The sequence below is a fragment of the Thalassobius sp. Cn5-15 genome (assembly GCF_022347685.1).
GTDB lineage: Bacteria > Pseudomonadota > Alphaproteobacteria > Rhodobacterales > Rhodobacteraceae > Thalassobius.
This window is the reverse complement of the sequence record NZ_JAKRGF010000003.1, coordinates 126,593-139,495: the sequence shown is the minus strand read 5'-3', so window position 1 is coordinate 139,495 and position 12,903 is coordinate 126,593. Positions and strand designations below refer to the sequence as shown.

Annotated in this window: 15 protein-coding genes; 11 read left to right on the top strand and 4 right to left on the bottom strand. The window is 57.3% G+C overall.

Annotated features, from left to right (window positions below; translation table 11 throughout):
- Positions 1-5: 5 nt before the first annotated feature.
- The 10 genes from MHM86_RS08800 (at position 6) to MHM86_RS08755 (ending at position 7,694) form a co-directional block, all read left to right on the top strand.
- Complete coding sequence (locus MHM86_RS08800) at positions 6-1,037, top strand: MaoC family dehydratase (protein ID WP_239198041.1); 1,032 nt, start codon at positions 6-8, stop codon at positions 1,035-1,037.
- Between the two features lie 315 nt (positions 1,038-1,352).
- Positions 1,353-1,742, top strand: coding sequence for a succinate dehydrogenase, cytochrome b556 subunit (gene sdhC / locus MHM86_RS08795; RefSeq protein ID WP_239198039.1), 390 nt, complete (start codon positions 1,353-1,355; stop codon positions 1,740-1,742).
- A gap of 11 nt (positions 1,743-1,753) precedes the next feature.
- A complete protein-coding gene (locus tag MHM86_RS08790; RefSeq protein WP_239198037.1) occupies positions 1,754-2,125 on the top strand; it encodes a succinate dehydrogenase, hydrophobic membrane anchor protein in 372 nt (123 codons plus the stop codon).
- Between the two features lie 19 nt (positions 2,126-2,144).
- Entirely contained in the window at positions 2,145-3,959 is a 1,815-nt protein-coding gene (gene sdhA / locus MHM86_RS08785) for a succinate dehydrogenase flavoprotein subunit (protein WP_239198035.1), read from the top strand.
- Positions 3,960-3,973: 14 nt separating this feature from the next.
- A complete protein-coding gene (locus tag MHM86_RS08780) occupies positions 3,974-4,366 on the top strand; it encodes a hypothetical protein (RefSeq protein ID WP_239198033.1) in 393 nt (130 codons plus the stop codon).
- Between the two features lie 119 nt (positions 4,367-4,485).
- Positions 4,486-5,268 (top strand): succinate dehydrogenase iron-sulfur subunit, encoded by a 783-nt coding sequence (locus MHM86_RS08775; protein WP_239198031.1) that lies wholly within the window; start codon positions 4,486-4,488, stop codon positions 5,266-5,268.
- A 182-nt stretch (positions 5,269-5,450) separates the two neighbouring features.
- Complete coding sequence (locus MHM86_RS08770; RefSeq protein WP_239198029.1) at positions 5,451-6,230, top strand: 2OG-Fe(II) oxygenase; 780 nt, start codon at positions 5,451-5,453, stop codon at positions 6,228-6,230.
- Positions 6,231-6,356: 126 nt separating this feature from the next.
- Complete coding sequence (locus MHM86_RS08765) at positions 6,357-6,515, top strand: hypothetical protein (RefSeq protein ID WP_239198027.1); 159 nt, start codon at positions 6,357-6,359, stop codon at positions 6,513-6,515.
- A 90-nt stretch (positions 6,516-6,605) separates the two neighbouring features.
- Positions 6,606-6,824: a hypothetical protein gene (locus MHM86_RS08760; protein WP_239198025.1), complete on the top strand. Its 219-nt coding sequence runs from the start codon at positions 6,606-6,608 to the stop codon at positions 6,822-6,824.
- 24 nt (positions 6,825-6,848) lie between these two features.
- Positions 6,849-7,694, top strand: coding sequence for a DUF1989 domain-containing protein (locus MHM86_RS08755; RefSeq protein WP_239198023.1), 846 nt, complete (start codon positions 6,849-6,851; stop codon positions 7,692-7,694).
- 131 nt (positions 7,695-7,825) lie between these two features.
- Here the strand turns inward: MHM86_RS08755 and deoD are convergent, their stop codons facing one another.
- The 4 genes from deoD to MHM86_RS08735 all read right to left on the bottom strand — a co-directional run bounded on the left by deoD (position 7,826) and on the right by MHM86_RS08735 (position 11,236).
- Positions 7,826-8,530, bottom strand: a complete 705-nt coding sequence (gene deoD, locus MHM86_RS08750; RefSeq protein WP_239198021.1) for a purine-nucleoside phosphorylase — start codon at positions 8,528-8,530, stop codon at positions 7,826-7,828.
- 12 nt (positions 8,531-8,542) lie between these two features.
- Positions 8,543-8,983 carry a GNAT family N-acetyltransferase gene (locus MHM86_RS08745; protein ID WP_239198019.1) on the bottom strand — a complete coding sequence of 147 codons (441 nt, stop codon included), beginning with the start codon at positions 8,981-8,983 and terminating at the stop codon, positions 8,543-8,545.
- 45 nt (positions 8,984-9,028) lie between these two features.
- Positions 9,029-9,181: a hypothetical protein gene (locus MHM86_RS08740; protein WP_239198017.1), complete on the bottom strand. Its 153-nt coding sequence runs from the start codon at positions 9,179-9,181 to the stop codon at positions 9,029-9,031.
- Between the two features lie 75 nt (positions 9,182-9,256).
- Complete coding sequence (locus MHM86_RS08735; protein WP_239198015.1) at positions 9,257-11,236, bottom strand: protein meaA; 1,980 nt, start codon at positions 11,234-11,236, stop codon at positions 9,257-9,259.
- 185 nt (positions 11,237-11,421) lie between these two features.
- Here MHM86_RS08735 and MHM86_RS08730 point away from each other — a divergent pair, with 185 nt between their 5' ends.
- Positions 11,422-12,783 carry a 1-acyl-sn-glycerol-3-phosphate acyltransferase gene (locus MHM86_RS08730; RefSeq protein ID WP_239198013.1) on the top strand — a complete coding sequence of 454 codons (1,362 nt, stop codon included), beginning with the start codon at positions 11,422-11,424 and terminating at the stop codon, positions 12,781-12,783.
- Positions 12,784-12,903: the final 120 nt, after the last annotated feature.

The window sequence follows — 12,903 nt, the reverse complement described above, 5'->3', positions numbered from 1 at the left end:
ACACAATGGCAAAGACCAACGCAGGCCGCTTTTTTGAGGATTACAAACTGGGCGACGTGATCGTCCACGCGGTGCCGCGCACCGTCGCTGAGGGCGAGCGCGCGCTGTATCACGCCCTCTATCCGGCGCGTCATGCGCTCTATTCCTCGGATGAATTTGCGCGTGACTGCGGTCTGGAAGGCAGTCCGCTGGACGATCTGGTGGCGTTCCATGTGGTCTTTGGCAAAACCGTGCCGGATGTGTCGCTGAACGCGGTTGCGAACCTCGGTTATGCCGAAGGGCGCTGGCTGAAGCCGGTGTTCCCCGGCGATACCCTGCGGTCTGTGTCTGAGGTGATCGGCCTCAAACAGAACTCCAACGGAAAATCCGGTGTGGTCTGGGTGAAAACCCGTGGCTTCAACCAGATGGGCGAAGTGGTACTGGAATACGTACGCTGGGTCATGGTGCGCAAGAAAGATCAGGACCTGCCCGCCCCCGAAACCGTGATCCCTGACCTGAAACAGGTCATTCCGGCAGAGGATCTGGTGATCCCCGAAGGTCTGGATTTCAGCAACTATGATTTCGATCAGGCGGGTGAACCGCACCGCTGGGGTGATTATGAAGTGGGCGAGAAGATCGACCACGTTGATGGTGTCACCATCGAAGAGGCGGAGCATATGCTGGCCACTCGCCTGTGGCAGAACACCGCCAAAGTGCACTTCGACGCCACCTTCCGTCCTGATGGTCAGCGCTTGATTTACGGGGGGCACATCATTTCCATGGCGCGCGCCCTGTCCTTCAACGGTCTGGCCAATGCGCAGATGATCGTTGGTCTGAACGGTGGTGCACATGCGAACCCCTGCTTCTCCGGCGACACGGTGAAGGCATGGACCGAGGTGTTGGATAAGGCGAAAACAGATGCCCCGGGTGTTGGTGCGATTCGTCTGCGTCTTGTGGCCACGAAGGGTGGTGAACCCTTTGATCTGAAAGGCGAAGATGGCAAGTATAAGCCTGAAGTACTGCTGGATCTGGACTACTGGGCCTTGATACCGATGTGATGTTTTGGCGTGGTTTCCCTGTGATCACGCAGCTTTCCGTACGTGAAAACGACGCCAAACGCCCCTTCGCACCGGAGGGGCGTTTTTGCATCTACGACGGTTTAGACGTGCTGCGCGGCAGAATCATTTTCTAAAATCTGACCAAAAAACTTGGAAAAGTCTTTGTGATCACGCCCGCCACCACTGTGATCACAAACGATAGAAAAACTGTAATTTGTTAAACTATTAGCGCAACCGTGACGTCCCTACGTCGTGACATGCATGTAAATTCCGCTATGAAAGTAGCCAAGCAAAGGAACCTAGAAAGGAACTGGTATGGCTGATGTGAACCGCGGCAATCGTCCGCTCTCTCCGTTTATGATCGGGCCATATTACCGCCCTCAGATCACGTCGACTTCGTCGATCTTTGTGCGGATCACGGCCATCGCGTCGCTGGGCACTGTGACCTTGTTGGTCTGGTGGCTCTTGGCGGCTGCAACATCTGAATCGGCGTTTGGCTTCATCAACTGGCTGCTGACCAGCCTTGTTGGCGATCTGGTCCTGTTTTTGGCAACCTGGGCGATCTGGTACCACATGCTGGGCCGTCTGCGTCACGTTGTCTGGGACTTTGGCTACTGCCTAGACATTAAGACGTCTGAAAAACTGGGCTGGGGCATGTACGGGGCGGCAACCGTCCTGACACTGCTGACCGCTCTGGTTCTGTAAGGAGATTGGCGATGAGATTTCTCACGGATCGTAAACGCGCTGAAGGCATGGGTGCCGGCGGCGCAGGCAGTCAGCACCACTGGAAAATGCTGGTATCCTCGATTTTGATGGTGGTCATGGTGCCGCTGTTTATCATCGTAATGGGATCAGCCATTGGCCGCGATCACGCGGATGTACTGGCCTATTTCTCGCGTCCTGTTCCGGCACTGGTTGCGGGTCTGGGCCTGATTGTGGGCATTCGCCACCTGATGATGGAAGCTAACGAAGCAGTCGAAGACTATGTTGGTGGCGTGAAACGCAAGCTGACAATCGTTGCCGTAACAGCGTTCTGCTACTCGCTGATGGCGGCAGGTCTTCTGGCGCTGCTGAAACTCGCCGTATAAGCGCGGGAAGGATTTGAATATGACAACGTCCTACGAATACGAAACCCATGATTATGATGTGGTTGTGGTCGGCGCTGGTGGCGCGGGCCTGCGCGCGACGCTGGGCATGGCCGAACAGGGCCTGCGCACCGCTTGTGTGACCAAGGTGTTTCCGACCCGCTCGCACACTGTTGCGGCGCAGGGTGGCATCGCGGCTTCCCTTGGCAACATGGGGCCGGACAGCTGGCAGTGGCACATGTATGACACCGTCAAAGGCTCTGACTGGCTGGGTGACACCGACGCGATGGAATACCTCGCCCGTGAAGCGCCTAAAGCGGTTTACGAACTTGAGCATTATGGTGTGCCCTTTTCGCGCACCGAAGAAGGTAAAATTTACCAGCGTCCCTTCGGTGGCCATACCACCGAATTTGGCGAAGGACCGCCCGTACAGCGGACCTGTGCGGCAGCAGACCGGACCGGTCACGCGATCCTGCACACCCTTTACGGTCAGTCGCTGAAAAACAACGCAGAATTCTACATCGAGTATTTCGCGATCGACCTCTTGATGAGCGATGACGGCGAATGCCAGGGTGTTCTGTGCTGGAAACTGGACGACGGCACCTTCCACGTGTTTAACGCCAAGATGGTTGTTCTGGCGACCGGCGGTTATGGCCGCGCTTACTTCTCCGCCACGTCGGCCCACACCTGCACCGGTGACGGTGGTGGTATGGTGATGCGTGCGGGTCTGCCGATGCAGGATCTGGAGTTCGTGCAGTTCCACCCGACCGGTATTTACGGGTCTGGCTGTCTGATCACCGAAGGCGCACGTGGTGAGGGTGGTTATCTGACCAACTCCGAAGGCGAACGCTTCATGGAGCGGTATGCGCCGAACTACAAAGACCTGGCACCGCGCGACTATGTTTCGCGGTCGATGACAATGGAAATCCGTGAAGGTCGCGGTGTTGGCGCCGAAGGCGATCACATCCACCTGAACCTCAGCCACTTGCCGCCAGAGGCGCTGGCCGAACGTCTGCCGGGTATCTCGGAATCGGCCAAGATCTTTGCCGGTGTTGACGTGACCAAGGAGCCGATCCCAGTTCTGCCGACAGTGCACTATAACATGGGCGGCATCCCCACCAACTATTGGGGTGAGGTGCTGAACCCGACAGAGGAAAACCCAACCGGCGTTGTGCCCGGCCTGATGGCTGTGGGTGAAGCGGGTTGTGCCTCTGTGCACGGTGCGAACCGTCTGGGCTCCAACTCGCTCATCGACCTTGTTGTGTTTGGCCGCGCTTCGGCGATCCGTGCCGGTCAGGTTGTCGATCGTGAAGCCGCGATCCCGCAAGCACCGAAAGCACAGATCGACAAGGCGTTCGCTCGCTTTGATGGCCTGCGTTACGCCAAAGGTACGATCCCGACCGCGGATCTGCGTCTGGAAATGCAGAAGTGCATGCAGGCCGACGCCGCCGTATTCCGTACTGCCAAAACCATGGCTGAAGGCGTCGAGAAGATGACTGCGATTGCGGGCAAGATGGGCGATCTTAAGGTCACCGATACGTCGCTGGTGTGGAACTCTGATCTGATGGAAACGCTGGAGCTGACGAACCTGATGCCCTCCGCCATTTCGACCATCGTGTCGGCAGAGGCCCGTCAGGAAAGCCGTGGCGCCCACGCGCATGAGGACTTCCCTGAGCGTGACGATGAAAACTGGCGTGTGCACACCGTCAGCCGTGTTGATGAAACCGGCACCAAGGTGGACCTCAGCTACCGTCCGGTGATCACTGATCCGCTGACGCATGAGGATCAAGGTGGCATCAGCATGAAGACCATCGCGCCCAAGGCACGGACGTTCTGATGCGGATGGCCGTCGTGACATCCCTACTGGCAGGCGCAACCCTGATGGGCTGCGCTGTGCCTGACAAGCCTTGGCCTCTGGCCAAGACGGTAGAAGAATGTCGCTACGAGCACCGCAAAGAGGACGTACGGATCCGCAACATTCGGGCCACCACACCGCACCAAAACGCGGGGCCTTGGTGGATCACTCCAGTTGCCAGCGGTATCGCTAAAGGCGTTAGCAACAGCCAGAACGATCAGATGTTGGCCGCTTGTCTGACCCGCGTTGGGGCAACCTCAGCGGACGGCAACGGATTCTACACTACCCCCGGCAGCGTCAAAGCGGAGAATCGTGGATACGAGCCCTTGGCGGGATGTCACCAAGAGTCCTCGGTGATGCAGGGCGGGTCCAGCTACTGCGTCAGGTAGAATAAGATTTCGGTTCCGCCCGAATGCGGCGGGACCCTTTTGAACAGGGGCCTTTGGGTCCGACACACCTGTAACAGCGCCAGGGAAATCCCAGCGCGAAACAAGTAGGAGATGCGAATATGGTCCAGCTGACGCTCCCCAAGAATTCGAAGGTTAAGGTTGGTAAAACCTGGCCGAAGCCGACCGGTGCCAACAACATCCGCAAGTTCCAGATCTACCGCTGGAACCCTGATGATGGCGAAAACCCGCGGGTGGACACCTATTTCATTGATCTGGACAAATGCGGCCCGATGATTTTGGACGCGCTGATCAAGATCAAGAATGAGATTGACCCGACGCTGACATTCCGGCGCTCCTGTCGTGAAGGGATCTGTGGGTCCTGCGCGATGAACATTGACGGCATCAACACCCTTGCCTGTATCTACGGCATGGATGAGGTTCAGACCGATGTGGTCAAAATCTACCCATTGCCGCACATGCCGGTGGTGAAGGACCTGATCCCTGATCTGACCCACTTCTATGCGCAGCACGCATCGATCATGCCGTGGCTGGAAACCAAAACCAACCGCCCTGCCAAAGAGTGGAAACAGTCTATCGAGGACCGTAAGAAACTGGATGGCCTCTATGAATGTGTGATGTGTGCCAGCTGCTCTACCTCTTGCCCCAGCTACTGGTGGAACGGTGACAAGTATCTCGGCCCGGCAGCGCTGCTGCACGCTTACCGTTGGATCATCGACTCGCGCGATGAAGCGACCGGCGAGCGTCTGGATAACCTAGAAGATCCGTTCAAACTGTATCGGTGCCACACCATTATGAACTGCGCCAAGACCTGCCCGAAGGGTCTGAACCCGGCAAAAGCCATCGCAGAGATCAAGAAGCTTCAGCTAAGCCGCGCTGTTTGATCTTATTGACCGAACTACGAAAGGCCCGCCGGTTCGGCGGGCCTTTTTCGTTTCGAGATATGGCAGAGGCGGCAGATTTCTCTTGTTATTGACCGTAAACTCATCAATCGTCCGCGCAATTATCCCGGGGCAAGACCTCAGGTCAAAACCTCAGGACAGGCCGCTAAAGATGGAGCGCTGACATGACCCTCACCAACATTGTAGATTTGGATACTTATCCGATCGCAGATCCCGCCTTTCGCGCCGCCTGCAAGGCGGAGTTTGACAAGGACGGGGTATTTGTGATGCCTGATTTTGTCCTGCCGGACGCTATCACTGCGATCCGCGATGAGGGGGAGGCGAACCGGGATAAAGTCTACGGCAATGCCGAGCAGCACACGGTCTACCTGTCGAAAGCCGATCCTGCGTTCGCGCCAGATCACCCGCGCAACCGACTAGTTACTTCGTCAAAGGGCTGCCTCACCGATGATCGGGTGCCTCAGGCGTCAAGCTTGCGCGCGCTTTACGATGATCCGACCTTCCGCAGCTTTCTTTGTGACGTCTTGGGCGAAGAGGCACTGTATGAATATGCCGACCCGCTGTCATCGATCAATCTGCACTTTCATGAAACGGGGCAAGAGCTGGGCTGGCATTTCGACAATTCGTCCTTTTCGATCACCTTGATGGTGCAGACGCCAGAGGCGGGCGGGCAGTTTGAATATGTCACTGCCGTGCGTGATGCTGATAGCGGCGAGATGGGGTTTGATCAGGTGCGTGATATCCTGGATGGCAAGGCACCGGTGAAAACCATGCAGGCAGAAGCGGGGACGCTGGTGTTTTTCCGTGGCCGTAATTCTATCCACCGTGTGGCACCGAATGCAGGCGATCGCACCCGCATGCTGGCAGTGCTGGCCTATAACGCTGAACCCGGCGTATCGCTGTCGGAATCGGCGCGAATGACCTTTTACGGGCGTCTGGACTGAGATGAGGGGCTGCCGTTGCGGAAATATGCAATTTCTGCATGGCAGCATTCAGGGAATAAGGGGGTCTCGTCCAATCAGGAATCGTTTATGCTGCATTGCAGAAACGATTAGATAAAGGGGCCTCCGATGACCGATACACGCACCGCAGTAGCGGCCGAAAGATCCGCAGCAGACTTGGCGCTTGAGGCGCTGAATCAGGCGTTTGAATATTACACCCCCACCCCTGTTCTTGCCAAAGACGAGGACGAGCTGGTCGAATATTACGAATACGCCGCCGCTGCTTGATCCACATCCTGCCGTGTGAACCCCGCTGAAGCGTCCCCTTGGGGCGCTTTTGCGTTTTGCCTTTCCTTACTGGGAACGCTCTGGCACATCATGCCTATGATTATCATTGCTGGTTTGATCCTCGCCTTTGTGCTGATGATGCTTTTTGGCAATCGAACCACCCGCCAGTGCAAGTGGCGGATGGATCGCGCCCGCGATCAAGATGGACAAAGCTTCTATCGATGTGCCGTCTGTGGCGAGATCCGCTTTACAAATGATGGCAGGCCACCAAAACTCTGCGCAACAGAGGTGCCGCCGCCTAGCATGTGAGCACCGGTCAGAAAGAGGTGTTCCATGTCCATGCCCCCCAATGATGCCAAGGCCCGCCGCGCAGTGCCGCCGGTGATTTGCTATCCGGTGGAAACCCTGCCTAGGCCCAACCTCGCGCTGTACCGTGAGGCGCGTGCCACTGCTGAGAAAGTGGATGAAGTGGTTGTCGATCCCCGCGATGCAGCCAGTTTCACCGTGAAGGCGGGGCAGTTTTTCCGTATTTCGTCCATCGAAGGACCGCAGGTCGGGGATCTGAACCTGTTCAACGCAAACGACCTGTCAGAGAGGTTTTACTCTGGCAAGACGCGCGCCCTGCACCGCACCCATATCACTACCGGTGATCGCATGTGGTCCTGCCACCCATATCTGCGGCCGATGGCAACAATCATCGAAGATACGCTTAACTGGTATGGCATGGATGAGTTTGGCGGATCCGTCCATGATGTGATCGGGACGCGTTGTGATCCGTACACCAACAACCTCCTCAGTGGGGGGCAGTATCACTATTGCTGTCACTCAAACCTCACGCGCGCCTTGGCGGATTATGCGGATCTGCCATTGGACGAGGCAGAGCGCGCGGTGCATGACGTGCTGAACGTGTTTATGTGTACAGGCTTTACCCGTGACACCGGGCAGTATTTCATGAAGGCCAGCCCCGTGCGCCCCGGCGACTATCTGGAGATGTTTGCCGAGATTGACGTACTGGGTGTGCTGTCAGCCTGTCCGGGTGGGGATTGTTCGACGGTGCATTCGTCAGATCAGGCGGCCTGCTATCCGCTGTTGGTGGAGGTGTTTGCGCCCGCGAAGGGTGCATTGGGTGATTGGACCAGCCCGCCGGTTAACGGGTATGACCGTAGTCACGGGCGGTGAGACAAACAGATTTTGGCGCGGGTGTTAGCCGGGATCGCGCCCGGGTTTCCACCGGGAGGGCGCGACCCTTAACGCAAAACGCCAGCCCTGGGCGGGGGCTGGCGTTGGGTCATTCCAAGTGGATTGCGAAATCAAGCAAAGGCTGCTTCGAGGGCAATCTCGACCATATCACCAAAGGTCTTTTCACGGTCCTCAGACGGTAGCGCCTCACCGGTCAGCAGGTGGTCCGATACGGTCAGCACGGCCAAACCCCGCACATTGTAGCGGGCAGCAAGGTTGTAAAGCTCTGCCGCTTCCATCTCGACGCCCAGAATGCCGTGGCGGGTCATTTCCTTGTCCAGATCAGGGCGTTCCGAATAGAATACATCGGATGAATAGATGCCGCCCACGTGGGTGGCGACCTCTTTCGCCTCGGCAGCCTCAACCGCTGCCTTCAGCAGTGACCAGTCGGCGCAGGGGGCGAAGTTCAGTTCCTTGAACATGCCGCTCGAAGGGCTGTTCAGCGTGCTTGCGGTCATTGCGATGATCACATCGCGCACTTTCACTTTGTCCTGCATGCCACCGCAGGACCCGATACGTATCAGTGTTTTCGCGCCGTAGTCGCGGATCAGCTCATTAGCATAGATCGAAAAGGATGGCATTCCCATGCCCGATCCTTGGATGGTGACGCGGTTGCCCTTGTAAGTGCCGGTGAAACCCAGCATGCCGCGCACTTCATTGACCAGAACAGCGTCGTCCAGAAACGTTTCTGCCGCCCAGCGGGCGCGGTAGGGGTCGCCCGGCATCAGGACGGTTTCTGCAATCTCACCGGGTTTGGCACCAATATGTACGGTCATCTCTCTCAGCTCCTATCGGCTGTATTTCACGAAGGGCGTCAGCTGCGCGATACGGTCATATAGCTGACGCGCTGTTTTGTTAAACTCTTGAGTCATCCAGTAGACCTTCGGCGTGCCATTGTCATCCGCTGCTTTATAGACCGCCTCGATCAACGCGCGACCGATGCCTTGGCCACGGACGCTGGGGGCGGCGTAGAGGTCCTGTAGGTAACAGCAGTCTTCCACCTGCCAATTGTGGGCGTGATAGATGTAATGGACCAGCCCAACAGGTGCCCCGTCCAGCAGTGCGATCATCCCGTTTTGCTGCGTGCGTGCGGGGTCAATCAGGCGGGCGAAAGTGGTTTCAGAAACCGCCTCGGATACGGTGCTTTCGTAGAATTCCAGATAAGCGGTCCACAGGCGGTGCCAGTCGGCCTGATCAGCGACGTCGAGCGGGCGGATGATAAGTGTCATGGCATTGCTTTCACATAGGGCGTGATGCGGACAGCCTAAGCCACATCACCACACGAGGTTATAGAGCCATATCCAGAAGAATATGCTGGCAGGGATGGCCAGCACCATAAAGCCGCCCTTTAGCACGGTCATGCCAAAGCGTACGCGCAGCACAACCACCATCAAGGCCATAAAACTGAGGACTATATACCAGAACAATCGACATCCCTTTCAGGAGTCGATTGCTACTGTATTTATCGCTGGGTGCAAAGGGCGATGCAGTGCCCTCGCGGCTTACTCTGCGGCAACTGCCGTCGGATCAACCAGCTGTACCACATCACGCATGATGGCATTCAGCTCAAAGTCCTTGGGCGTGTAGACCCGCGCCACGCCCTGCTCCAACAGACGTTCAGCATCTGCGTCTGGAATAATGCCGCCGACGATGACCGGAATATGGCTGAGACCGGCGTTTTGCATCCGCTCCAGCAGATCCTCGACCAGTGGCATGTGAGAGCCGGACAGGATCGACAGACCGACCACATGCGCCTTCTTCTCCTGGGCGGCTGTGACCAGTTCCTCTGGCGTCAGTCTGATGCCTTCGTAGTCGATGTCCATGCCGCAATCACGGGCACGGAAAGCGATCTGTTCCGCCCCATTCGAGTGACCGTCGAGGCCGGGTTTGCCAACCAGGAACTTCAGGCGGCGGCCCAATTTGTCGCTGACCACATCTACCGCTTCGCGGATGTCTTCCAGACCTTCGGTCTTGTTGCTGATGGATTTTGACACGCCGGTCGGGCCACGGTATTCGCCGTGCACTTTGCGCATCTGGGTGGCCCATTCACCGGTGGTGACGCCAGCTTTGGCCGCTGCGATCGACGCGGGCATGATGTTGTCACCCGCTTCAGCCGCAGCGCGCAGGTCTTTCAGCGCTTTCTCTACCGCTTGTTGATCACGGCCTTCTTTCCATTCGGTCAGGCGCTGGATCTGTTCGGCCTCAACCGCCGGATCCACAACCATGATGCCGCCATCGCCAGTCATCAGCGGCGAGGGTTCGCCTTGGGTCCATTTGTTTACGCCCACAACGATGGTTTCGCCGGCTTCGATACGGTTCAGGCGGTCGGCGTTGGATTCCACCAGACGGCCCTTCATGTAGTCAATCGAACTGATCGCCCCACCCATCGCGTCAAGGTTGGCCAATTCAGAGCGCGCGCCTGCCTTCAACTCTTCAACCTTGCGGTCGACGGCAGGGTTGTTGTCGAACAGGTCGTCATATTCCAGCAGGTCGGTCTCATAGGCCATGATCTGCTGCATACGCATCGACCACTGCTGATCCCACGGGCGCGGCAGGCCCAGTGCTTCGTTCCATGCGGGCAACTGAACGGCGCGGGCGCGGGCTTTCTTTGACAGGGTTACCGCCAGCATTTCAATCAGGATGCGGTAAACGTTGTTTTCCGGCTGCTGTTCGGTCAGACCGAGGGAGTTCACCTGAACCCCGTAGCGGAAGCGGCGGGATTTCGCGTCAGTGACGCCATAACGCTCCACCAGAATTTCATCCCACAGATCGACGAAGGCGCGCATTTTGCACATTTCGGTTACGAAACGGATGCCCGCGTTCACAAAGAAGGAGATACGCCCGCACAGCGCTGGGAAATCCTCAGGCGCCACGCGCGGTTTCAGCGCGTCCAGAACCGCAATCGCGGTGGCCAGCGCAAAGGACAGTTCCTGCTCCGGTGTCGCGCCTGCCTCCTGCAGGTGGTAGGAACAGACGTTCATCGGGTTCCATTTGGGCACGTTGGTGTAGCAGTATTCGGCCACATCCGCGATCATCTTCAGCGACGGTTTCGGCGGGCAGATATAGGTGCCGCGGCTTAGATATTCCTTGATCAGGTCGTTCTGAACGGTGCCCTGCAGTTTGGACACATCGGCGCCCTGCTCTTCGGCCGTCGCGATATAGAGCGACAACAGCCAAGGTGCGGTCGCGTTGATCGTCATCGAGGTGTTCATCTGCTCCAGCGGGATCTGGTCAAACAGGGTGCGCATGTCGCCCAGATGGCAAACAGGGACGCCCACCTTGCCCACCTCACCGCGCGACAGAATGTGGTCACTGTCATAACCGGTCTGCGTCGGCAGGTCGAAAGCGACGGACAGGCCGGTCTGACCTTTTTGCAGGTTGGAACGATAAAGCGCATTCGATGCTTTGGCAGTGGAGTGACCTGCGTAGGTCCGGATCAGCCAGGGGCGGTCTTTCTGGCGCTCTGGGGTGGTCTCGGTCATGGGCCTCTCCTACTCGCTGGATGGATGAATCACATCGGCAATAATATTTCGTCGCGCAATAGATACGTGGAATAATCCAACTTTGTCAATTCGCCGCATCGCAGCGTCACAATTTGCTGCACTGCATCTAAAGAGGTGGCCTCTGGCCCATTTACCCCGACAGAGTTTCGCGGCATTGTGCGGCCATGACACGAAACGTTGAAATGCCGCTCTGGGTGCTGCTTTTACTCCTAGGGTTTGCGGCGGTAACTTTTGCATCCCACTTTCTATTCCCTTCTGTCCGCTGGTTCTTCCGCAAGCGGATGGAGCGGCTGGTCGCGCAGCTCAACACGCGCCTAAGCCGGCCAATCCAACCGTTCAAGCTGGCGCGACGTTACGATATGATCGAACGGCTGATTTATGACCCTGAGGTGTCGCAAGCGGTTTCAGATTATGCCAAGAAGAACGGGGTGCCAGAGGCGGTGGCCTTTGAAAAGGCGCGCAGCTACGCGCGTGAGATTGTGCCCGCCTTCAGTGCATGGACCTATTTCCGGTTTGGATCGCGCATCGCGGAACTGGTCAGTCGTAGCTTTTATCGCGTGCGGGTGTTGAACCGCGACCTAAAGAAGATTGACGGGCTGGATCCGAACGCCACTGTTGTTCTGGTGTCTAACCACCGGTCTAACATGGACTATGTGCTGCTGACTTTTCTGGCGTCACGCAACGGTGCGCTGTCCTATGCAGTGGGCGAATGGGCGCGCGGTTGGCCATTGGGTCCGCTGGTGCGGGCGATGGGCGCTTATTTTATTCGCCGCCGCGATGGCAACGACCTCTACCGTCAGGTGTTGGAGAAGTATGTAGAACAGGCCACTCATGCAGGTGTGACACAGGCGGTGTTCCCGGAAGGGCGCCTGACGCTGGATGCCCGGCTGGCCAAGGCGCGGCTGGGGATCCTGAAATATATCTATGACGCCAATGCTGATGGGGATCGGGATGTGATCTTTGTACCAGTGGCGATGAATTACGACCGCCTGCTGGAAGATGAGGTGCTGATTGCAGCCCAGACCGCTGGGCGTGGCAGCTTTCGGGTCAAGTTCCGCCGTGTGTTCTGGGGGGCGCTGAAACTGTGGTGGGTGGGGCGCCGTGAACGTCGTAGCCGTTATGGCAATGCGGCGGTGCGCTTTGGTGACCCGATTGCGCTGAATGATTTTGACGGCGACGTGCAAGGGCTGGCGGACGGGCTGATGGGGCAGATCGCTCGCGATATGCCGGTGCTGCCGGTGCCGTTGATTGCTTATCTTTTGCAAACCGAAGGGGACGGCGTCGATCTGACCGCGCTGGAGGCGCGTTTGGACAGCGCGATGGCGTGTTTGCCAGAACGAAATATTTATTTGCCGCGACGTCGCACAAGCCTTGCTGTGCAACAGTCGATCACTCTTCTCGAAGGGCGGGGTGTTGTCACGCTGGAGGAGGAAAAGGTTAAAATTGTTGAGGAAAAGCGCGAAATCCTTACTTTTTACGCCAATTCTATCGACCATTTATTTCGCGCATGCAGCGCTGATCTCTAGCGCAATGCTGCATTTGCAGGGTTATAAAATTTCAAAACCTCCATAATCGACATTGCTTTGTTGCGCGGCCATCTTTATCTCTCGGGTCAGAGACGCGATTCTGCATCGCGGCATAAACGG

Excerpts from the sequence above, each read along its gene's own strand:
- MHM86_RS08730 (WP_239198013.1), top strand. The coding sequence starts at position 11,422 with ATGACACGAAACGTTGAAATGCCGCTCTGGGTGCTGCTTTTACTCCTA.
- MHM86_RS08775 (WP_239198031.1), top strand. The coding sequence starts at position 4,486 with ATGGTCCAGCTGACGCTCCCCAAGAATTCGAAGGTTAAGGTTGGTAAA.
- MHM86_RS08770 (WP_239198029.1), top strand. The coding sequence starts at position 5,451 with ATGACCCTCACCAACATTGTAGATTTGGATACTTATCCGATCGCAGAT.
- MHM86_RS08765 (WP_239198027.1), top strand. The coding sequence starts at position 6,357 with ATGACCGATACACGCACCGCAGTAGCGGCCGAAAGATCCGCAGCAGAC.
- MHM86_RS08735 (WP_239198015.1), bottom strand. The coding sequence starts at position 11,236 with ATGACCGAGACCACCCCAGAGCGCCAGAAAGACCGCCCCTGGCTGATC.
- MHM86_RS08760 (WP_239198025.1), top strand. The coding sequence starts at position 6,606 with ATGCCTATGATTATCATTGCTGGTTTGATCCTCGCCTTTGTGCTGATG.
- MHM86_RS08790 (WP_239198037.1), top strand. The coding sequence starts at position 1,754 with ATGAGATTTCTCACGGATCGTAAACGCGCTGAAGGCATGGGTGCCGGC.
- MHM86_RS08755 (WP_239198023.1), top strand. The coding sequence starts at position 6,849 with ATGTCCATGCCCCCCAATGATGCCAAGGCCCGCCGCGCAGTGCCGCCG.
- deoD (WP_239198021.1), bottom strand. The coding sequence starts at position 8,530 with ATGACCGTACATATTGGTGCCAAACCCGGTGAGATTGCAGAAACCGTC.
- MHM86_RS08800 (WP_239198041.1), top strand. The coding sequence starts at position 6 with ATGGCAAAGACCAACGCAGGCCGCTTTTTTGAGGATTACAAACTGGGC.
- MHM86_RS08745 (WP_239198019.1), bottom strand. The coding sequence starts at position 8,983 with ATGACACTTATCATCCGCCCGCTCGACGTCGCTGATCAGGCCGACTGG.
- sdhA (WP_239198035.1), top strand. The coding sequence starts at position 2,145 with ATGACAACGTCCTACGAATACGAAACCCATGATTATGATGTGGTTGTG.
- sdhC (WP_239198039.1), top strand. The coding sequence starts at position 1,353 with ATGGCTGATGTGAACCGCGGCAATCGTCCGCTCTCTCCGTTTATGATC.